The organism is Variovorax sp. PEI5 (genome assembly GCF_056679935.1).
In genome coordinates, this window is the sequence record NZ_JBWXPH010000002.1 from 653654 (window position 1) to 674810 (window position 21157).

The window sequence follows — 21157 nt, forward strand, 5'->3', positions numbered from 1 at the left end:
AGCATTCGAGCAGTTTTTTTGAGCCAGGACGCAGCGTCGAATCTGGCGCTGACGCGCACCGGGCGATGGAACGAGCGACCGGATGGCGCCGGCGTGTCTGACGTGGATCGGTCAAGTGAGACTCACCTTTTTTTGGCTCGGAGTCGAGCCACTGGAAGGGCGAGATCAACGCATCGCGACGGAACGACCTGCGGAGGGTCTCGATCGATTCCGCGCGGTGTGTGCCGCGCGAACAGCGGGATCATGGTGCCGGACCCCGATGCCGAGTGCTACGCCGGTGAGACATCCATCGTCGGTGCGCACGCGAGTCCAGGCCAGGCAGGACCCATGAATCTCAGAGGCCGACGATCCTCCGCGGCAGACTGTTCGTTTCTCGAAAGGGGAAGGATCCAAGCATTCGGCATCCGCTCCGGGAAGCGTGTGAATGTCGGCGACAGGAGAGGGCGCGGGGAGATCGGTGGAGTGGGAGAAGGGGAGAAGGGGAGGGCGCAGTGGACGATGAGGAAGTGGATGCGGTCTGGATGTCGGCGCAGGGGTAGGACCGTCCTACCCCCCAGGCCGCAGGCTGCTACTTCAGGAACGCTTCGATCAACGCCGCGAGTTTCTTCTTCTTCGCTTCGTCCAGCTTCTGGTTGAATTTCACGTTCACTTGACCAGTCACGGACGTGGTGATGGACGCCAGCACGGCACCATCGCGCTCGATGTCGATCTTGGCCAGGGGGGCATAGGACGGTCCTACCCCCTGGCCGGCGCCCGTGAGCACACCCAGCACTTCCTTGGCCGTCAAGCCCTTTCCGGCGATGGATTTCGCCCGCTTCAGCAATCCTTCGGGGTCGCTCTGCTGCACGTCGTTCAGCGGTTTGGCCCATCGGAACTGGAGATCCAATGGCGAATGGAACGCATCGACGACGGCTTGCGGAAGCCGCGCCAGGGAGATCGCCTTGCCGACATCGGCGACATCGCGGCCGATGGCCGATGCCAGCTGGCGATTGGAGGCATACAGTCCCTGGTCCAACGCACGCGTGTACATCACGCCCTGCTCCCAGGCCGAGAGATCGGCACGGTTCCTGTTCTCGCGCTCCATCTGCACGAATAACTCCTGCTCCGTCGCCGATTCGATCAGCGCCAGGACCGGCAGTCCCAATTCCAGGCAGGCGCGGTGGCGCCGATGTCCGAAGACGATTTCGTACATCGCATCGCCCGGGGGGTAGGACGGTCCTACCCCCCCGGTCGATCCAGCCGGAATGGGTCGGACCTTGATGGGCTGCACGTTGCCGCCCGCGCGACCGATCTCTTCCTTGAGCGCCGCGAAGTCGGCCGACTCGAAGGACGAACTATGCCGATTCGCCCAACGGGATGCGACCACCTTCGTGGCATCGAGCAGGCGTGTCGGCTCGGCGCCCTCGAAGCGCGCCGCCTGCGTGCGGAGCAGTTCGTTCTCCTTCATCGCCTCGGACTGGTTGGCCATGAAGCCCATCAGGGTGCCCGGCGCGGTCTTGGGCTTCATCGCCAGACCGGTTCGGGGAGGGGCTGCGGGCGCGACGGGGTTGGGAGCCGTCTCCGACGTGGTCTCCGGCTTGACGGGCGGGATCTGGACGCGCCCGGCCTTCGCCAACAAATTACGTGCCATCACTTGACTCCTTTCTTGCCACTCACTCTCGCTGATTCGTCGAGCTGGCGATCCCATACGGTACGGATCGAGCCCTCGACCAGGGAGACGAATTGATCATAGGCATCGCGCGCGCGCTTGAAGGTCCGGGCGTTGCCGTCGTAACGCGAGACGTCATAGACCGTACCGAACTCCGCGCTCGCCGTCGCGGTCACAGCGGTCTTGGGGATCTCGATCGGCAACACCTTCTCGGCATAGGTCGATCCGATCCACTGCCGGACCACGCCACTGGCGGCATCGGAGGAATCGACACGCGACAACAGGACGTTGATGAAATCGAATTCCTTGGTCAGCCCGCGTTCCGTCAGCAGCGAGTTCGTCAGTTCCGAGAACATGCTCCAGAACTGGGCCGCGGAAGCAAAGTCCAGCGCGCTGGGTGGCAGTGGCATGACGATGCCGTTGGATGCCATGAAGGCATTGATCGTGACATAGGACAGCGATGGGGGAGTGTCGATGACGATGACGTCGTACTCCGAACGGATGTCGTCGATGCCCAGGTCCAGCACGCGCCAGAACTCGAACCCCGGCTCCTGCGACTGCCGGGCCGGCAGGGCGAATTCGGCACCGAACAGCAGGGGGGCCGCGGCCACCAGATCGATCCCATCCCAATAGGTGGAGCGGATCGCATATCGGATCGAGGTTTCAGAACCCATGGCCAGAGGCAGGATGGTCTCCTCCTCGTTGACCTCGGTATCGGGAAGGATGCCGAAGAGCGTCGTCAGGGAACCTTGGGGATCGGTGTCGATCACGAGCACCCGATGACCCAGCAGCGACAGCCCCTGGGCGAGGGTGACCGCGGTGGTGGTCTTGGAGACGCCACCCTTGAAATTGCCGATGCTGATGGTGACCGCCTCGGCGCCTGGTGGCCGGAGGAAGTCCTTGCGGTATTCCTTGACCCAGGTCCGCGACTCCTGGAGCGTGAACTCGCGACGGCTTCCGGCGCTGTTCAACTGGCCCGCCGGCAGGTCGCCCTTGGCGATCCGGTGACTCACCGAGCCTTTCTCGGCCGAGCACATGGCGGCGAGCTGACTGAGGTTGAAGACCGGCGGCGACTTGCGGGCCGATGGCGCCAGCATGGCGACCCTGATCTCTCCCATCATCGCGATGGCTCGTTCGGCCTGATCAGCGATGTTGGCCAACGTAATTTTTCGTGGCCGGGTCAAATTCAATTTGTTCAACACAATGCTCCTCGTGAAACGGGCGCCAGTCCTTTTACGGAAAGCGGCACCACAGCGCCTATTGTGTCAACTAAGGCTTGTCTGGAGAAGGTGGAACCCTCATTTCGCTGGCCATATGGGCTGTTTTCTTGTCCATGAATGACGACCCTGGGATTTATTCAGTATCAACCCTTTAATCTCTTTAATACCTTTAGGGTCCGATTTATTCAATAGAATCAACGAGTTATCGTTGTTTATGCATGTGGATACAGGAGCAGTCGGCGATTTTTCAGGAGTCGTCAGGAGGGGCTACAGGAGACAGCATGCAGGTTCCCGGGAGATCAGGTGAGAGCTTTCAGGAGCCTTCCGTGGGAGGGGACAGCAGGCTGCCAGACGGTCGGGATGAGGCGTTTCGAGCCCCGCCAGGAGCCTCCAAGTGCGGAAAAATCCTCGTCGGCCCCTCGATCGTCCTGCCGACGTGAGAGTTTTCAGGAGCGCTTGGAGCCGGCTTCACCCTCCACAGGTGAGACTTTTCAGGAGTGAAAAGCGCTCGGGGGTCGATATTCCTCAGGTGAGAAGGCTTTTCTCGTCAAGCGACCCTACGGTAGAGTGCCGCATGGACCCCCAGCTCAACACTCCCGCACCATCCTCGCCACGCTGGCGTTCGAAAGCCTCGAACACCGTGGCCACGATCTCCACCCGGCCTCTGCTCAAGCCCGTCAACACCCTGGGATGGACGCCGAAGGAAAAGAAAATCACCATCCTGGCGCGCAAGAGCTGGAATGTGCTGCTGCACCTGGCGCAGGATCAGGGTCTCGACAAGGAAGTCTTCTCCACCACGCTGTCACAGGTGGTCCGGAGCATCGACTACGGCTCCAACGACCTCGAACTCATCAAGAAGCATCTGCGCGGGATGGTCTCCACGACGGTCGAATGGCAGTCGCCGACTTCGGGGGAGGGCGGGTACTGGACGGTCTGCGGCCTGCTGTCGCATGCCAAGCTGACCAAGGTCCGAGGAGAGATCTGGGTCGAGTGGTCCTATGCGGTCAACATGCGCCAGGAACTGCTGGAGCCGCGCGTCTTCGCGCGCCTCCAGCTGCCCATCCTCTCGCAGCTGCGCACGCATGCCGGACTGGCGCTCTACGAGATCTGCACGCGCTACAAGGACATCGGTCGCACCGCTCGCCAGTCGTGGCACTGGTGGCGCCCGGTGCTCACGGGCCGGCCCGACAACGAGAAGACCGCGCGGATGGAATACCGCGTCTTCAAGCGCGACTGCCTGCGGCTGGCCATCGCGGAGATCTCGGCCGTCACCGACATCGAGATCGAACTGGTGGAGTACAAGGCGGGCCGCTTCATCTCCGATCTCCAGTTCCTGATCCGTCCCAAGGCTCAGCAGGACCTGCCCGTGGTCGCGTCGACCCGCCCCGTGGACCTGGTGACGATCCAGCGCGCGGTGCGATTGGGCATCGAGAGCGACCGGGCCGAGTCGCTCATGGAGGAGTTCGGCGAAGCGGCGCTCGTGGCCGGACTCGACGCCCTGGAGCGACGCATGGCCTCCGGTTTTCCGGAACCCCTGCGTGACCTCTATCGCTATCTCAAATCGCTCATGCCGGGCGAAGCCAAGCGCGTCCAGAGCGAACAGGCGGTGCAAGCATCCAAGGCCGATCCGCAGAGTCCCGTCAGCCGGGCGCTGCAGGCGACGCGCCACGCCAAGTGGACCGAGCAGTGGCTGCGGGAGCGCCGCAATCAGGTCATCGAGGAACTCCAGCGTCTGTCGCCGGAGGCCCAGAACGATCTGGAGGTGGCCCTGCTGGAGGACATGGAGCGCCGCAACGTCCATCCCTCGATCCGAAAGAGGCTCCAGACCAGCGGGTGGGAGCACCAGATCGTCGTCCAGGACATGGTGCGCTACTACGCCCAGGCCACCCACGGCCCGCAATGGGACCAGCCGAGCGATCGTGAGTTGCTGGAGGTGGCGGCGCGCATCAGCGCCACGGGTGGCTGAGAGGGGCGCGGAAGGGCAAAGGAAGGCACGAACCGCGGGACCGGACTATGGTGGCTTGCCATTTTTCATTCTTTTAATGCAGTGTTGATTATGTGATTTATCAACTGAGCATTGTGGCTCCGATCGTGGTCAGGGTTGCGGTTGGAAGCGTCGACTGGGTCACCTGATCGTTCCTGTGCCAGCTGCCCTCGAGCCTGCAACGGCAGACTCGCCCGCATGAGCTTCTCGCCGGTGGACATCGCTATCCCCTCGAAATCGTCCGGCACGGCCAGGTCGGGCGTGCGGCCGATGCGGTGGGCGTGCCCTTTCTGGAACGGGGTACGCACGGCGCCCGCCTCACCAGGGAAGGGTTGCTGTTCCTCGAATCGGCCCGGCGCTTCGACATCGAGCGTGCCACCTTGATCGGGGCCGCGTCCGAACTCGGGGCACGGCGGGCACGCTCGTTGCGCGTGGGGCTGACCCCCGCGGCCAGCGACGGTCCGGCCGTCCAGGCACTCGCCAGGATGATGCGCAGCCGACCCGGGCTGCGGGCAGCGCGCAGCTCGCCATCGGCGTCGACATCACCGTCGTCGGACTTCACGCCCGGAGTGCTCGTCTCGCAGTCGTCCGACCCCACAACAGCGAAGTCCAGACATTCGACCCTCCCAGCGCCGACGAACCGATCGATCTAGGCCGCCTGTTCGTAGAGCTCGGCTTCGCGGGCCTTCAGAATGTCCGCGAGGAACCAGTAGGCTTCTCCCCAGGCACGCAGGACCTGGTCGTCGACCGCATCGCCCAGCACGTCCTTGATGGCGGGTAGCAAGGCATTGGCGACAGCTGGGTAATGTTCGGGCTTGATGTGCGTCTGGACATGACGCAACGAGATCCGCTCGATGGCGCCCCCGAGCGCGTCCAGGTTGTCGACGTTCCTGGCAAAGGCGAGGATGGCCGCCGCCAACCGCTTGGGCTGCGCGCCCGAGACATGAGCGGCTTCGTCGAACAGCGATTTGATCCCGGGATCCACGAAAAGACGCTCGTACATGCGGGTGCTGATGGCCAGCCCGTGTTCCTGCATCACGGGTGCCGTCGATTTCACGATGGCGATGGTCGCTGGAGAGAGAGGTGTGCTCACGTTCGATCCCAAATGCAAATGGGGATTGGAGCATCCCGCGCTGGCGCCCACCTTGATCGATGTCAGGCGGCAGGTCGAAACATCGGAAAGACGCCAGCCGACCTCTTTCCTACCGGGGCATGCGATAGAGCGTGCGCACGAGGTTCGTCGGCGTGATGATGCCGACCAGATGGCGCTCCTCGTCGATCACCGGGATATGGTGATGCCCGGCTTCGGAAAACAATGCGATCAACTCGCTCGCGTGACGTCCGACGCTCACCACGCGCACTTCGCGGCTCATGATCTGGCCGACCACTTCGGGCTTGTCGGAATGCACCCGGCCGCTGGGCTGGAGGAATCCGAGCAAGCGCTTGCCGATGCCCTCGTGGACTTCCAAGCCCGAATGGCGCAGGAAGTCCGCCATGGTGACGATGCCCACGATGCGGCGAACCCGGTCGGTGACCGGCAGGGCTTTCACGGCATGCTCGCGCATGAGCCGCCACGCCTCGGCCAGGGGAGTGCCGAACTGCACGTGCGCGGGCTCCGTGGACATGATGTCGCCGCACTTGAGGTCTCCGAAGCGACGCTGGTAGGCGGCCGACTCGGCCTGGTGCAGCAGTTCTCCCAGATCGTCGCGACTGATATCGAGCACCTGGTTGTAATGGGCCAGGGCGGCATCGAGGTCGGCCGCAGTGAAGCGCGGCGGCGCTCCGGAGTCCCTGGAATCCCTGGACAGTGCCACCGGCCGGTGGGGGTAGCGTCTGCCGGTCAGCGAGTTGTAGACGACTCCGGCGAGCACCAGCAACACGCAGTTCGCAAGGACCGGAAAAACCAGGAAGTGCAGGCCCACGCCCGTGGTCGCCGCGAGCAGGGCGGCCGCGCCTCCTGGCGGGTGCAGGCAGCGCAGCAGGAACATCAGTCCGATGGCCAGCGCCACGGCGGCCGCGCCGGCCATGACCGGATCGGCGATGGCCTGGGCGCAGAGCACCCCGACCAGCGCAGAGAGCGTGGTGCCGCCGATGACCGCCCACGGCTGTGCGAGTGGACTGGCCGGCACGGCGAAGATCAGCACGGCACTGGCGCCGATCGGAGCCATCAGCCAGGGGTAGGAAGCAAGGTCTGCTCCCGCCCACCAGCGGCACAGCGCCGCGGTGAACAGGATGCCGCAGCCGCTGCCGAGCAGGGCGCGCCAGCGTTCGCGGGCATCGACGTGCAAGCGCGCTGGCCAAAAGCCGGCTTTCAGGTGCGTGACCCCTCGCGCCAGCAATCCACCATGGATGCCGGCGCGGGTGGAGTTGGAATGGTCGTTCATCGATTCGCTGGCAGGTCGGCGTGGTTCAAGGAAGTATTCCAGATCGGGCGCGGCGTTCGCCTCCACAGCATCACCGTGCGGTCCGCAGCCGCCGCGAGGTCGTCCGGTCTGCTCGCTCGTCCACGCAAGCCCGGCAAGGGCCAAAGCACCGATCGAACGTGTTTACGGAGGAAAACACCTAATAGAAGTGCTATTTCCGCGAGTCTGCTGATTCAAGTTCATCGATACAGTAAATCGTTTTACAAGAACGGTCGAGTGACTGGCATGGGGTCGTTTCCTTGAACGACCCGGCCAGTGACATCGGTGAACACGAGACGAACAGGAGACCCCTCATGACCCAGCCTCTTTCCCTGTCCCGCCGCAGCTTCGTGCGGTCCACCGCGGTCGCCTCCTCGGCGATCGCGACCGGGCTTGCCAGTCTGTCGCCCGACGCCAGCGCGCAGTCCACCATCGCGCTGCGGTTGTCTTCGGCCCATCTGCCCGACCTCAACTCCTCGCATTTCGCCTGGCAACAGCTGATGGCGGTCAATCTCAAGAATGCGGTCGGCGACAGGATCCGCATCGACTACTTTCCCAACAACCAGCTCGGCAAGGAAAGCGACGTGGTGCAACAGGTCAAGGTCGGCTCCATCGACATGATGCTGACCGGTTCGTCCATCTGGGCCACGGTCACGCCGCAATTGGGGATGCTGGACCTGGGCTACCTCTTCGACAGCTACGACCACGTGGCCAGGGCCCTGGACAGCGGCGTGGGCGCCAAGCTCAACGAGTTGCTGCAGAAGGGCACGGGATGCCAGGTCATCACCTGGTCGGCGCACTACGGCGCGCGCAACGTGTACACCAAGCAGTCGGTCAAGTCGCTGGCCGAGATCAAGAACGTCAAGCTGCGCGTGCTGCCCACCCCCGCGTTCATCGAGACATTCAAGATCATGGGCGCGATCCCCACGCCGATCTCCTTCGGCGAGCTCTACATGGCCGCGCAGACGGGCGTGGTCGATGGCTTCGAGCACGACTCCGGCACGGTCCTGGCGAGCAAGCTCAACGAGGTCGTCAAGCACTGCTGGATGACCGAACATCTGTTCAGCCCCATGGTGTGCATCATGGGCAAGCGCGGCATCGACAAGATCCCGGCTGATCTGCGCCCGGCGTTCCTCAAGGCGGCCGCCGACTCCACCGTGCAGCTGCGCCGGATCGGCACCGAGAAGGGGCTGCAAGGGATCGAGGACCTGAAGAAGCTCGGCATCGTCTTCACTCCCATGGCGAAGAACGAACGTGATGCGGTGCGCAAGGAGATGGAAGCCAAGCTGTGGACCGCCTTCGCCAGGCAATACCCCGAGACCTCGCCGCTGTTCGTCGCCATCAATGCGGCGCGGGGGTGAGCCATGTCGGCCCACCTGCCCATGGACGGCGCCAACAACGCTGTCGCGTCGCCGGACATTCCCCGCGTGATCGCCCAGGCGCTGCAGGCGGCCTCGCCGGGGACCTCTCCTTCGGGTCATGGCCAGGGTCCGGCGGCGCCGGGCTTCAGCACCGCCCACGCGCCCGGTCGCTGGCTGGCGCGACTGATGCGATGGACCGAATACGCCGCGGGCATCGTGCTGGCGGTGGATGTCGCCGTCGTGTTCGTGTCGGTGGTCTTTCGATATTTCCTGCATGAGCCATTCGATTGGGCCGAGGAGATCGCGCGCGCGCTGATGATCGTGCTGGTGTTCTTCGGTGCCGCCACCGTGCTCGCGCGCAGCCAGCACGTCGGCGTGGACATCTTCCGAGGCCTGCTGCCCCGCCATTGGCAACCGGCGCTCATCCAGCTGTGCAGCTGGATCGTGGTGGCGGTGTCGGCCAGCCTCCTGGTCTCGTCGATCGGCCTGACGACGGACTCCTGGGACAGCACCACGCCGATCGGCCTGCCGCAGTGGATCTACACCCTGCCAGTGGTCATCGGCAGCCTCTTCATGACGATGTTCGGCATCGCCTGCGCCGTCAACGGGCCTTCGCGCATCGTCTGGGGCACGCTGGCCATCGGCGTCGCCGTGGTGGCGGCCGTGTGCGGCTGGAACGCGCTGATGCCCGCTCATGCGATCGCGCCGTGGATGCTGCTCACCGGCTGTTTCGTCGGCGGACTGCTGCTGGGCGTTCCCATCGCCTTCGTGCTGGCCTTGTCGTCCCTGGTGTTCTTCATGGCCGATCCATCGCTGCCCATGCTGGTGTATTCGCAGCAGGTCATGGCCGGCACCGACCACTACGTGCTGCTGGCGATCCCCTTCTTCGTCCTGGCCGGCCTTCTGATGGAGGCCAACGGCATGTCGTCGCGCCTCATCGAACTGCTGCTGCGCATGTTCGGCCGGGTGCGCGGCGGGCTGGGGCTGATCACCATCACGGCGACCGCCTTCTTCTCGGGCGTCTCCGGCTCGAAGCTGGCCGACATCGCCGCCGTGGGCGGCATCATCATGCCGGCGGTGCGCAAGACGAAGCAGGATCCCAACGAGACCGCCGGCCTGCTCGCGTGCACGGCGGTGATGGCGGAGACGATTCCGCCCTGCATCAACATGATCATCATGGGCTTCGTCGCCAACATTTCCATCGCCGGCCTGTTCATGGCGGGCCTGGTGCCCGCCGCCGTGCTGGCGCTGTCGCTGGCAGCCGTCACGGTCTATGTCGGCACCCGCATCGACCCCGACGATGCCTTCGACGTGCGCACGCCGATGTTCCGCCTGATCGGCGGCGCGCTGGTCGCGCTCGTCATGGTCGCGATGATCGGCAAGGGCGTGACCTCCGGCGTGGCGACCTCCACCGAGGTGTCCGCCTTCGCGGTGGTCTACGCCCTGGTGGTCGGCTGGATGGCATTCCGCGAGCTGACGGTCGCCTCGGTGGCCCGGCTCTTCGTGCGTTCGGCCTCCATGGCCGGCGGCATCCTCTTCATCGTCGCGGCGGCGTCCAGCGTGTCGTTCGCGCTGACCATCCAGCAGATCCCGCAGTACCTCTCGACGTTCATGATCGGCTTCGCGCACGAGTGGGGCAGCACCATGTTCATCCTGTTGTCGGTGCTGATCATGATCGTCTTCGGCGCGGTGCTCGAAGGTGCGCCGGCGCTGATCATCTTCGGCCCGCTGCTCACGCCCATCGCGGCGCAACTGGGGGTGAACCCGCTGCATTTCGGTACGGTGATGGTCATCGCGATGGGCCTGGGCCTGTTCGCGCCGCCGATCGGACTGGGGCTCTTCGCGACCTGCGCCATCACCGGCACCGAAGTGAAGAACGTGGCGCGTCCCATGATGAAATACCTGAGCGTGCTGTTCGTGACGTTGATCCTGCTGGTGCTGGTTCCGCAATTCTCGACGTGGCTGCCCGCACGCATGGGGCTGTGAGTTCCACGCCTTTTCCTCGACCCGAGACCCAGACAGGCAAGCAGACGTGAGCAAGATCAGAGATGTCGCCCAGCATGCGGGCGTGTCGACCAGCACCGTGTCCAACGTGCTCAACGGTCGCGGCCATCGCATGGCCGCGGAAACGCTGGCGCGCGTGCAGGCGGCCATCGCGGAACTGAAATACCGTCCGAACACCACGGCGCGGCACCTGAAGACCGGACACACGCCATTGCTGGGTCTGCTGGTGCCCTCGATGGCCAACCCGATGTATGGCGCCATCGCGCGGGAGATCGAGACGCAGGCGCAGGAGCGTCACGGCTTTCGCGTCATGATCGGCAACACCTATCGCGACGTGCGCAAGGAAATCGATTTCTTCGAGGACCTGCTGGCGCACGGCATCCGCGGCGTCATCATCATCTCGTCGCTGATCGACGAGCAGCACTACGAGGTCGCCGCGCGGCGCGGTCTGGTGATGGTGAGCTACGACCGGCGCGCCACGCCGGGCGTCGACTCCATCATCGACCACGTCACCGTCGACAGCTTCGAGTCCGGACGCCTCGCGACGCAGCACCTCATCGACCAGGGCCACCAGCGCCTGGCCTTCGTCACGCCGACCGGCCGCACCATGAGCCGCAACGACAAGATCGCCGGCTTCATGTCGGCGGCGCACGCGGCGGGGCTCGGTGCCAGCGCGCATGTGGTCGAAGGCACGCCGCTCGACGACTATGGCGATTCCATGATGAGCGAACTCGGCCGCATGCAGGCGGGTCTTCTGGCCCGGCAGGCGCAGCGGCCCACCGGCGTCATCGGAGTCAACGACCTGATGGCCTTCGGTCTCATGGCGGGTTTCCGCGACGCGGGCCTGGTCGTGCCGCACGATGTGTCGGTGCTGGGCATCGACGACGTGTTTCTCTCGACCCTGATGCATCCGGCCATGAGTTCGGTGCGCTTGCCCGTGCCCGAGATGGCGCAGCTCATGGTCGAGCGCGTGATCGCGCGTCTGGCCGACGCCTCCCTGCCGACGCGGGAGTTCAGATTCCAACCCACCCTGGCGGTGCGCGACTCGGTCAGGCCGCCACCGCTCGCGTCGTGCTGAACACGACGTCTCAACAAGGCCTTCGATGACCACGGTATTCATCAGCCACCCGCCGGGCAAGCTGGACCACTATTTCGGCGGACGTGCCATCCAGGCACTGCAGCGCATCGCGCGGGTGCGTTTCAACCCCGAGGAGGGCGACCTCGAATCAACCCGGCTGGCGGCGCTGGCGGGCGACTGCGACGTCATCGTGTCCTATCGTCAGACGGCAGGCGACGCGGCGCTGTTCGCGGCGCTGCCGGATCTGAAGGCCTTCGTGCGCTGCGCCATCGACATCCGCAACATCGACCTGTGCGCGGCCGATCGGCACGGCATCCTCGTCACGCAGGCCAGCGCTGGTTTCATCGCCTCGGTCTCCGAATGGATCATCGGCGTGATGATCGATCTGAGCCGCCACATCAGTGCGTCGGTCGGCCAGTACCGCGCCGGCGTGCAGGCACCGGCTGCCATGGGTCGCGAGTTGCGGGGCTCCACGGTCGGCGTCATCGGTTATGGCCAGATCAGCCGCTATTTCTGCCAGCTGGCGCTCGCCTTCGGCGTCGACGTCGTGGTGCACGATCCCCATGCGACTGTCGATGCACGAGGGCTTCGCAGTCTCGGATTCGACGACTTGCTCGCGACGTCGGATTTCATCGTCTGCCTGGCGGCCGCGACCGACGCGACGGAGAACCTGATCGACGGCCGGGCGCTGGCGAAGATGAAGTCGAGCGCCTACTTCATCAACGCCTCGCGCGGCAACCTGGTCGACGAAGCCGCCCTGGTCGCCGCGCTCGACGCCGGTCGACTCGCCGGCTGCGCGCTCGACGTCGGGCGCGCGCCTGACCAGATGCCGTCGCCGCATCTTGCCGCCCATCCCAAGGTGATTGCGACGCCACACATCGGTGGCCTCACCCCGCCCGCCATCGAGCATCAGGCGATGGAGACGGTCGCTCAGGTGGCTGAACTGATCCAGGGCCGCGCACCTCGTGGCGCGGTCAACGCCGACCAGGCCTTCCGATGGCGCGAGGCATTCACGGCGACGGCGCCGCGTTGACGTCTTTCCTCCCCGGCTTCCCCGCGAGCAGGGAGGCCGAGCGATTCCGAGATTTCAGGAGACCCCATGGAACCCGCCACGACCCTCACGACCTATCCGGGCGCCTGCGACTGCCACGTCCATATCTACGAGGACCGCTACCCGCTGGTTCCGGGTGTGGCCTGGGTGCCGCGCCACTCACCGGTATCGCTCTACCGCAAGGCACAGCAGGCCGTCGGCCTGCAGCGCGCCGTCGTGGTGCAGCCCACGGGCTATGGCTACGACAACGATTGTCTGCTGGCGGCCATCGCTGAGCTGGGCGACGACGCTCGCGGCATCGCGCTGCTGGCGCCTGACGCACCCGCCGGAGAGATACAGCGCCTGCATGCGGGTGGTGTGCGCGGCGTGCGCTACATGATGATCGGTGGCGTGCTGACCTGGGACTCGCTCGAGCCCATGGCGGCGCGCATGGCCGATGTGGGCTGGATGGTCAATCTGCAGCTCGACGGGCGCGGTTTTCCTGCTCACGAGGAGGTGCTCAAGCGGTTGCCCTGTCCCCTGGTGCTCGATCACAACGGCAAGTTTCTCGAGCCGGTCGAACCCGGCCATCCCGCATTCCAGTCGCTGTTGCGCATCCTGGACACCGGCAACGTCTGGATCAAGCTCTCCGCGCCCTATGAAACCTCCAAGGTCGGCGCGCCGGCTTATGACGACGTGAGCCTGATCGCGCAGACGCTCGCCGAAAAGTTTCCCGAACGATGCCTCTGGGCCAGCAACTGGCCCCATCCCGGTCGCGATCCGGTGCCTGCCATCGCGCCGCTGTACGACCTGCTTTTCGATTGGGTGCCCCAAGACGAGGTGCGCCGCAAGATTCTCGTCAGCAACCCGGCAGCGCTCTATGGCTTTTGAAAACTCCGGAGCATCAGCGCCATCCCGAGCGGCGCGCCGTATCCGATGACAAGACAAGGAAACACAACCATGATCCCGTTCGAAAACCGTTCGCGTCGACGCTTCAGTGCCGCGCTCGCTGGCTCGTTGGTCCTGCCACTGGTGCTGCCCAGCATCGCCCGGGCCGATGTCTTTCCTTCGAAACCGATCCGCATCGTGGTGCCTTTCTCCGCGGGTGGGCCCACCGACCTGATGGCGCGTTCGGTCGGCAAGAGCCTGTCGGCCTCGATGGGCCAGCCGGTCATCGTCGACAACAAGCCCGGCGGTGGCGGGGTGATCGGCATGAGCGAGATCATCCGCCAGCCAGCCGATGGCCATACCCTGGTCTTTCCCTCGATCCTGGCGGTGACGAATCCAGCGCTGATGCCGAATTACCCTTTCGACACCCTGCGTGAATTCGCGCCATTGACGGTGGTGGGTTACATACCGCACGCCATGGTGGTGCGGCCGGATTTCGAGGCCGCCGATCTGCCGGCACTGGTGGCCATGGCCAAGGCCCAACCCGACAGCCTGTCGTATGGTTCCTCGGGCAACGGGACCTCGGCCCACCTGGGGGCGGCGATGTTCGCCCAGCGCGCCGGCATCCAGGTGACCCACGTGCCCTACCGGGGCGCCGGCCCGGCGGTGCAGGACCTGCTGGGTGGCCGGATCCAGTTCATGTTCCTCGACATGAGCAGCGCGCTGCCGCAGATCCGTGCGGGCAAGCTGCGCGCCATCGCGGTGGCGCCGTCGCGTCGCTTCGCCGGCCTGCCCGATGTGCCGACCGTGGCCGAGCAGGGCTATCCGGGCTTCGACGTCCATGGCTGGTATGGCCTGATGGCCCGCGCCGGAACGCCGGGGCCGGTCATGCAGAAGCTGCACGCCGAGGTGCGACGCGCCCTGGCCTCGCCCGAGGTGGCGGATGTCTTCCGGGCGCAGGGCATCGAGCCCGGCGGCCAGTCGCCAGCCGAATTCACCACGCTGGTCCGCAATGATCTGGCGCTGTGGAAACGCACGGTCGAGCAACTCCACATCACCCTGCAATAGCCCGGTCACGGAGAGGTAAAACCATGCGCATCGTCATACCCGACGACTACCAGGACTGCGTTCGCAGCCTCGATTGTTTCGCTCGCCTGGCCGGTCACGAGGTTCGGGTGTTCCACGACACGGTGACCGGTATCGACGCTCTGGCCGAGCGTTTCGCCGATGCCGACGCCATCGTGCTGACCCGCGAGCGCACCCGTATCGACGCGGCGCTGCTGGAACGCCTGCCCCGGCTGCGGATCATCAGTCAGACCGGCAAACTCGCCGGCCATGTCGATCTGCGAGCCTGCGCGGCGCGTGGGGTGGTGGTCACCGAGGGGAGCGGCGCCGGTTCGGCCACCGCCGAACTCGCCTGGACCCTGGCGCTGGCCAGCCGGCGCTTCCTGGTGCAGGAGGCCATCGGCATGCGTCAGGGGCTGTGGCAGCGCCATCTGGGCCAGCAGCTCGGTGGCCAGCGGCTGGGCGTCTGGAGCTATGGCCGGATCGGCCGGCAGGTGGCGGGTTTCGGCAAGGCTTTCGGCATGCGGGTGTGGGTGTGGGGACGCCAGGGTTCCACCGACATGGCACGCCGCGACGGGGTGGAGGTCGCACCCTCGCGCGAGGCGTTCTTCGAGGACAGCGACATCATCAGCCTGCATGTGCGGCTGAATCCCGAAACCATCGGGCTGGTCACTGCCTGCGATCTGGACCGGATGAAGACCACCGCCCTGCTGGTCAATACCAGCCGCGCCGAACTGATCGAGCCTCACGCGCTGGAACAGGCGCTGGTGCGCGGCCGGCCGGGCTTCGCGGCGGTGGACGTGTACGAGCAGGAGCCGGTGATGCATCCCGGTCATCCCCTGGCGGCCCTGCCCAACGCCTTGTGCACGCCCCACATCGGCTATGTGGAGAGGGACAACTACGAGCGTTACTTCGGCATCGCGTTCGACAACATCAACCGCTTTGCCGACGGCCGCCTGGAGCAGGCCGAGAACGCGGCAGCGGCGGCCGCTTGAGACAGTTCGCAGGGAAGTGGTGGGGTGGCCCATCGGGGAGCGGGCACAGGAGGACGCGTCTCCTGTACCTGGATGTCCGGGACCGTCCCCGGGTCGTGTCAGAGAAAGTAGAGCCTCAGAGCGTTCTCGCCGGTGATGCGGTCACGGTCCACCGCATCGGGCACCACCGTCTCCAGCCAGTCGATCGTGCTCTGGTAGACCGTGCTTTCCGCCCCGACGAAGGGGCAATCGCTGGCCCACAGCATGCGCTCGTAACCCACGCGCCGACACAGCTCGCGCGCATGGTCCGCCGCCTGCGGACCCAGTCGATAGGCTCCCGACAGCTTGACCCAGGTGCGCCCTTGCTCGACCGAACGCACCACGGCCTTGAAACCCTCGCTGGCGACACCCAGCACCGGGTCGGGCCGGCCGATGTGGTCGATCACGATCTTCACGCCCGAGCGCTCGAGCTGCGGCAACACCTGCGGGATGCGCGGCCCGTCCAGGTGCAGGTGCACGTGCCAGTCCATGTCGGCCAGGCGATAGAGGAACTTGCGCCACTCCCAGCTGTCGAGGTCCGGCAGGTCGCGCAGGCTGATGAAGGGCAGGCGCACGCCGACCATGCCATCTTCGGCCATGCGTTCGAGGATGTAGCGGTCGGTCGAGGGCTCGAGGATGGCGGTACCACGCCATTGGGGGCGCGTGCGCAGCGAGGCGATGACGTAGTCGTTCACGTCGCCCCAGGGGCTGGCCGCGGCGATGACGCAGTGGGCCACGCCGTGGGCGGCGAGGGTGGCGTCGAGTTGCTCCGCGGTGAACTCGTAGTCCGGCGCATGACGCGGGTCGGGCACCAGAGGCATGTTGCGCCTGAAGATGTGCACGTGGCTGTCGACCAGGGGCGTGGTGCGTCGCGACGGCGCGGTGGCCCGGGGGGTTTCGAAGTCTTCGAAGTCTTCGGAATTGGAATTCATTGGGATTTGATGCCGGAAGTGTGGATGACCCGCGCCCAGCTTTCGGCGTCGCGGTGGAAGAGGGCGGCGAGTTCGCCGGGCGTGCTGGCTCTGGGATCGGTGCCCAGGGCGAGGAGGCGTTGACGCATCTCGGGCATCGCCATCACCTCCTGCATCCGTTGCTGCAGCGTATCGATGGCCACCTGGGGCGTGCCGCGCGCTGCATACAGCGCGTTCCATCCGGCGACCTCGTACCCGGGCAGTCCTGCCTCGCGCACGGTCGGCACCTGGGGCAGCCAGGGCGAGCGCTCGCGGCCCGTCGCCGCGATCACCCGGACCTGGCCGCTGTCGACCGCCGATTTCAGGGCGGCATAGGACTCGAAGGCGACGTCGACGTCGCCGCGGATCAGGGCCGTGAGCACTTCAGGCGTGCTCTTGTAGGGGATGACGTCGGCCTGCACCTTCGAGACCGAGCGGAACAGTTCCGCCGACAGGTGTTGCGTGCTGCCTGGATTGATGGTGCCGATGTTCAGGCGGCGCTTGCGGCCCTCGGCCAGCAGCGCGGCCAGGTCCGGCACGGGACTGTCCTTGCCCACGAGCAGGATCAGGTCGAAATACGCCAGGGTGGAGACCGGCGCGAAATCGCTCTCGTAGTCATAGGACTGCTTGTAGAGCGTCTTGGCGATGGTCGTGCCATTGGTGAACATGATCAGCGTGTAGCCGTCCTTCGGCGCCGTCAGCGCGGCATTGGCTGCCGAGACCCCGCCAGCGCCGGGCCGGTTGTCGACGACCACCGGCTGACCCAGGCGCTCGCTGAGTTTCTGGCCCGCGATCCGCATGGAAATGTCGGCCAGTCCGCCCGGGCCGAAGGGGACGATGATGTGGATGGGCCGGCTCGGATACGGATCGGCGGCGTGCGTCAGCTGCCAGGGCGCCAGGATGCCCACGGTGGCCAATCGCAGCAGCGATCGACGGCTGCACGCCGGCGCGGGCAGGGAGGACTCTCCGCCCGGCGATGGGGCAGCTGGATGGGGCATGGCTTGTCTCCTGAATGAACCGGAGAAAGTCTAGGGAGCCCGCGGCGCTGGAACAAATGAATCGTTTGGCGCCACCCATGCAGCCGAATCATCTTGTCCATCGGACAGCTGCTGGCGCAGCCAGCCGATGGCGCGATCCCGCATCCAGCTTTCCTGCTCGCTCGGGGCATCGTCGCGGCGGGTCAGCAGGCAAAGCTCGCGACACATCCTCGGCGCCGCGATGCGCACCACGCCGACGCCGGCGCCGTGCGGCACCGACAGGCTCGGCACGATGGTCAGGCCCAGTCCGGCGCGCACCATCTCGATCGCCATGGCGTTGTGCAATGCTTCGTAGCGCCAATGGAGCCGGTCGCGAAGAGGACCCAGCGCCTCTTCGACGAGCATGCTGTTGCCCGATGGCAGACTGATGCGGATCAGGGGTTCGCCCTCCAGCACGGCGCAGTCGACGCCGGGATTGACGGCCAGGGGGTGGTCCGGCGGGCAGATCAGCACGAAGGGTTCGACCGCCACCGGCTGCATGACGAGATCGCCGTAGCCCGGTTGCACCACCGTCAGTCCGAAGGAGGCGACCCGCGATGTCACCACCTCGACGATTTCCCTGATCGACGTGTCGAAGACGCGAACCAGAGTGTCCGGCCACGCATCGCTTGCGGCACGCAGCAACGGGCTCACCAGGTTCGTGCACAAGGTCGGGAGGCAGGCGAAGGCCAGCCAGTGGTTCGCGTTCTGACCGTGCTGGCGCACTGCTTCGCACGACATGCCCAGCTCGCGCACGGCGCTGCGCGCATTGGGCAGCAGCGCGCGGCCGGCCTCGCTCAGGGTCACGTCGCGCGTGGTCCGGTCGATCAGGCGCACACCGAGGGCCTCCTCGAGCTTGCGCATGCGGTGGCTGACTGCCGTCTGGGACAGGTTGAGTTGCGTCGCGGCGAGCTGGAAGCTGCCGGTCTCCACGATGGCCAGGAAGGCCTGAATGCCTAGAAAGTCGATGTGCATGGACCTGGCGCCCGCCCGATCAGGAACGTGAAATCGATTCATCCGCCCATGCGAACAAATCATTTGTGGGTGATCTGCCCGAATGGTGTACTGCAGCGCCTCTTGCTTCGCACGACAGGATCCGACATGCCCCGACTGACCCGCCGAGTCCTCCTTGGCGCCGCTGGACTCTCGTCCATCGCGGCACGCTGGGCGCATGCGGCCGACGGCGACTGGCCGACACGCCCCATCCGCCTGATTGTGCCTTTCTCCGCTGGCGGCACGGTCGATGTCACGGCCCGCCTGGCCGCCGTGCAGCTCGGGCGCGCGCTGGGCTCGCCGGTCGTGGTGGACAACCTTCCCGGTGCCGGTGGCGTGATCGCCTCGGGCCGCGTCGCGACGTCACCGCCGGATGGCTACACGCTGCTCTTCACCACGCCCAACCACACCATCAACCCGGCACTGTTCCCGCGCCTGCCGTTCGATACCGAAAAGGATTTCGCGCCGATCGCGCTGGTGGCCGAGATACCCGAGCTGCTGGTGGCCAGCAGCAGTCAGCCATTTCGCGACTTTCCCGGTTTCGTCGCCTATGCGAAGGCGCATCCCGGTGCCCTCGACTACGGGTCGGCGGGCAACGGCACGCTGCCTCACGTGACCATGGAACTCCTGCTGCAGCGCCTGGGGATCAAGGTGACGCACGTGCCCTACAAAGGCGCCGCACCGGCCTTGAACGACCTCATCGCGGGCCAGCTCGCGGTGAAGATGGACACCATCGCCACCGCGTCGCCTCATGTGCGCAGCGGACGGCTGCGCGCCCTGGCCATCGCCAGTGCGCGCCGCTCGGCGCTGATGCCCGACATTCCGACCATCGCCGAACTCGGCATGACGGGTTACGAGGGCATCCTGTGGATGGGCATCCTGGCGCCGGCCAGGACGCCCGTGGCCATTGTCGACCGGCTCGGTGCCGCCATCGCCCGCTTCCAGGACGATGCCGCCTACACGACGCAATTGCGCGAAGCCGGCGTCGATCCGGTCGGAAGCGATCCGACGGGTTTCTCGAAGCGCATCCATGCGGAACTCGGCCAGTGGGCCGACGTCGTGCGCGCTTCGCACATCTCCGTGGAATGACCCGACATGACCATTGCTCCTTCATCCACCCAGCCGCCCCTCACGCAGCCACCGGATCCTCATCCGCGCAGGCCGCGCACGGCCTGCCCGCCCGGCGCCATCGACTGCCACGTGCACCTGTTCGGTCCGGCCGAAAGGCATCCCTTCCATCCGGGAAGCCGGTATGTCTCGCAGGATGCGCTGCCCGCCACCCACATCGCCTTGCAGGACACGCTGGGCCTGTCCGGCGCGGTGGTGGTCAGTGGCGGCGGTTATGGCCGCAGCCATGCGCATCTGGCCGAAGTGCTCGAGCGACACCCGGACCGTTTCCGTGGCGTGGCGCTGCTGCCCGATGACGTCACGCCGGCGGAGTTGCGCCGGCTCGACGGTCTGGGCGTGCGCGGCGCGCGCTTCGTCAGCCCCGGCCATGTCGGCGCCTTGCCGCGGCTGTCGCCCGGGATCGCGTCACGCGTGGCCGACGTCGGCTGGCACGTGCAGTTCTATCCGGCCGGGGACGATCTGCCGCGTTTCGCCGATGCCTTGCTCGCCATGCCCAACGACATCGTGTTGGACCACTTCGCCGCGATTCCGGCCGCGGGTGGCATCGACCAGCCCGCCATGCAGTGCCTGTTGCGGCTGCTCGACACGGGGCGTGTCTGGGTCAAGTTGTCGGGTCCGATGCGATGCGCCACGGGCGATCCTCCCTACGCCTCGGTCACGCCGATGGCACGGGCGCTGGTCGCGGCCAACCCCGAGCGGCTGCTGTGGGGCAGCGACTGGCCGCATGTGAACATGAACGGTCGCGCCATGCCCAACGACGGCGATCTCTTCGACCTGCTGGCCGACTGGGTGCCCGACGAGGCCGTCCGCAGACGCATCCTCGTGGACAACCCCCGCGCCCTCTATGGCGACATGACGATCCCGAAGTCCGCGCCGGCCCGCAGGGTGCCGCCGCTGCGGCCCTGATCGGAGGACGCACGCGCCGCCGGCGACGGGCGATGAGGGTTCGTCGATGGCCGCTTCACTTCAGGGTGAAACGCACCGTCGTCGTCCTGCTCCCGTCGGTGACAACGGCCACGGCCTTGGCGCCCTTGTCCAGCTTCACGCCCCTGGCTTCGAGCCTGTTGCCGCCGGCCGGGGTCAAGGGGACTTCCGTCTTGTTGCTGCCCTGGAGCACGGTGAGCTTGCCGCTCAGCTTCCTGGCGTCGTACGCCTTGTCGTGGTCGTCGACATGCAGCGCCGCACCGTCGGGCGTCGCGACGAGTTCGAACGACAGGTCGTTGGCGCTCTGCACGACGCCGCCATGCCTGGCGGGCGCGGTGCCGTGGGCCGACACGGTGGCAGCGCCCAGCGCGGCGGCGCTCAGGAGCATGGCGGCGAACAGGCGGGAGAGTTTGAGAGTCATGATGAGCATTCCTTGAAGGGGTGAGACGAGGG

Annotated in this window: 19 protein-coding genes; 10 read left to right on the forward strand and 9 right to left on the reverse strand. The window is 66.1% G+C overall.

Features of this window, described 5'->3' with window-relative positions:
• Positions 1 to 568: 568 nt before the first annotated feature.
• Positions 569 to 1630 carry a ParB/RepB/Spo0J family partition protein gene (locus AC1MLT_RS19420; protein ID WP_481035809.1) on the reverse strand — a complete coding sequence of 354 codons (1062 nt, stop codon included), beginning with the start codon at positions 1628 to 1630 and terminating at the stop codon, positions 569 to 571.
• On the reverse strand, positions 1630 to 2808 hold the full coding sequence (locus AC1MLT_RS19425) for an AAA family ATPase (RefSeq protein ID WP_481035810.1): 1179 nt from the start codon (positions 2806 to 2808) through the stop codon (positions 1630 to 1632). The genes AC1MLT_RS19420 and AC1MLT_RS19425 overlap by 1 nt, the downstream gene beginning before the upstream one ends.
• A 700-nt stretch (positions 2809 to 3508) precedes the next feature.
• Between AC1MLT_RS19425 and AC1MLT_RS19430 the strand changes: the two genes are divergently transcribed.
• Complete coding sequence (locus AC1MLT_RS19430; protein WP_481035811.1) at positions 3509 to 4834, forward strand: RepB family plasmid replication initiator protein; 1326 nt, start codon at positions 3509 to 3511, stop codon at positions 4832 to 4834.
• Positions 4835 to 4899: 65 nt separating this feature from the next.
• On the opposite strand, the gene AC1MLT_RS19435 is transcribed toward AC1MLT_RS19430, so the two are convergent.
• The 3 genes from AC1MLT_RS19435 to AC1MLT_RS19445 form a co-directional block, all read right to left on the reverse strand.
• Positions 4900 to 5160 (reverse strand): hypothetical protein, encoded by a 261-nt coding sequence (locus tag AC1MLT_RS19435; RefSeq protein WP_481035812.1) that lies wholly within the window; start codon positions 5158 to 5160, stop codon positions 4900 to 4902.
• Between the two features lie 341 nt (positions 5161 to 5501).
• Positions 5502 to 5945 (reverse strand): globin domain-containing protein, encoded by a 444-nt coding sequence (locus AC1MLT_RS19440; protein ID WP_481035813.1) that lies wholly within the window; start codon positions 5943 to 5945, stop codon positions 5502 to 5504.
• A 109-nt stretch (positions 5946 to 6054) separates the two neighbouring features.
• Positions 6055 to 7236 (reverse strand): HPP family protein, encoded by a 1182-nt coding sequence (locus AC1MLT_RS19445; protein ID WP_481035814.1) that lies wholly within the window; start codon positions 7234 to 7236, stop codon positions 6055 to 6057.
• A 332-nt stretch (positions 7237 to 7568) separates the two neighbouring features.
• Between AC1MLT_RS19445 and AC1MLT_RS19450 the strand changes: the two genes are divergently transcribed.
• From AC1MLT_RS19450 to AC1MLT_RS19480, 7 genes are all read left to right on the forward strand, one after another.
• Positions 7569 to 8615 carry a TRAP transporter substrate-binding protein gene (locus AC1MLT_RS19450; protein ID WP_481035815.1) on the forward strand — a complete coding sequence of 349 codons (1047 nt, stop codon included), beginning with the start codon at positions 7569 to 7571 and terminating at the stop codon, positions 8613 to 8615.
• 186 nt (positions 8616 to 8801) lie between these two features.
• Positions 8802 to 10601, forward strand: a complete 1800-nt coding sequence (locus AC1MLT_RS19455) for a TRAP transporter large permease (RefSeq protein ID WP_481035867.1) — start codon at positions 8802 to 8804, stop codon at positions 10599 to 10601.
• A gap of 46 nt (positions 10602 to 10647) precedes the next feature.
• Positions 10648 to 11697 (forward strand): LacI family DNA-binding transcriptional regulator, encoded by a 1050-nt coding sequence (locus AC1MLT_RS19460; RefSeq protein WP_481035816.1) that lies wholly within the window; start codon positions 10648 to 10650, stop codon positions 11695 to 11697.
• Between the two features lie 25 nt (positions 11698 to 11722).
• Positions 11723 to 12730: a hydroxyacid dehydrogenase gene (locus AC1MLT_RS19465; protein ID WP_481035818.1), complete on the forward strand. Its 1008-nt coding sequence runs from the start codon at positions 11723 to 11725 to the stop codon at positions 12728 to 12730.
• A gap of 66 nt (positions 12731 to 12796) precedes the next feature.
• Positions 12797 to 13618, forward strand: a complete 822-nt coding sequence (locus AC1MLT_RS19470; protein WP_481035819.1) for an amidohydrolase family protein — start codon at positions 12797 to 12799, stop codon at positions 13616 to 13618.
• Positions 13619 to 13687: 69 nt separating this feature from the next.
• Positions 13688 to 14683, forward strand: coding sequence for a Bug family tripartite tricarboxylate transporter substrate binding protein (locus tag AC1MLT_RS19475; protein ID WP_481035820.1), 996 nt, complete (start codon positions 13688 to 13690; stop codon positions 14681 to 14683).
• Positions 14684 to 14706: 23 nt separating this feature from the next.
• Entirely contained in the window at positions 14707 to 15675 is a 969-nt protein-coding gene (locus AC1MLT_RS19480; RefSeq protein ID WP_481035821.1) for a D-2-hydroxyacid dehydrogenase family protein, read from the forward strand.
• Positions 15676 to 15773: 98 nt separating this feature from the next.
• Here the strand turns inward: AC1MLT_RS19480 and AC1MLT_RS19485 are convergent, their stop codons facing one another.
• The 3 genes from AC1MLT_RS19485 to AC1MLT_RS19495 are packed head-to-tail and all read right to left on the reverse strand — an operon-like array spanning position 15774 to position 18634.
• On the reverse strand, positions 15774 to 16625 hold the full coding sequence (locus AC1MLT_RS19485; protein WP_481035822.1) for an amidohydrolase family protein: 852 nt from the start codon (positions 16623 to 16625) through the stop codon (positions 15774 to 15776).
• A complete protein-coding gene (locus AC1MLT_RS19490; protein ID WP_481035823.1) occupies positions 16622 to 17641 on the reverse strand; it encodes a Bug family tripartite tricarboxylate transporter substrate binding protein in 1020 nt (339 codons plus the stop codon). Before AC1MLT_RS19490 ends, AC1MLT_RS19485 begins: the two co-directional genes overlap by 4 nt.
• A gap of 30 nt (positions 17642 to 17671) precedes the next feature.
• Positions 17672 to 18634, reverse strand: coding sequence for a LysR family transcriptional regulator (locus AC1MLT_RS19495; protein WP_481035824.1), 963 nt, complete (start codon positions 18632 to 18634; stop codon positions 17672 to 17674).
• A gap of 240 nt (positions 18635 to 18874) precedes the next feature.
• Between AC1MLT_RS19495 and AC1MLT_RS19500 the strand changes: the two genes are divergently transcribed.
• Complete coding sequence (locus AC1MLT_RS19500) at positions 18875 to 19741, forward strand: tripartite tricarboxylate transporter substrate binding protein (protein WP_481035825.1); 867 nt, start codon at positions 18875 to 18877, stop codon at positions 19739 to 19741.
• A 6-nt stretch (positions 19742 to 19747) separates the two neighbouring features.
• Complete coding sequence (locus tag AC1MLT_RS19505; protein WP_481035826.1) at positions 19748 to 20686, forward strand: amidohydrolase family protein; 939 nt, start codon at positions 19748 to 19750, stop codon at positions 20684 to 20686.
• A 55-nt stretch (positions 20687 to 20741) separates the two neighbouring features.
• Here the strand turns inward: AC1MLT_RS19505 and AC1MLT_RS19510 are convergent, their stop codons facing one another.
• The gene (locus tag AC1MLT_RS19510) at positions 20742 to 21125 is read right to left on the reverse strand and encodes a hypothetical protein (RefSeq protein WP_481035827.1); all 384 of its coding nucleotides are present in this window, start codon (positions 21123 to 21125) and stop codon (positions 20742 to 20744) included.
• Positions 21126 to 21157 lie beyond the last annotated feature (32 nt).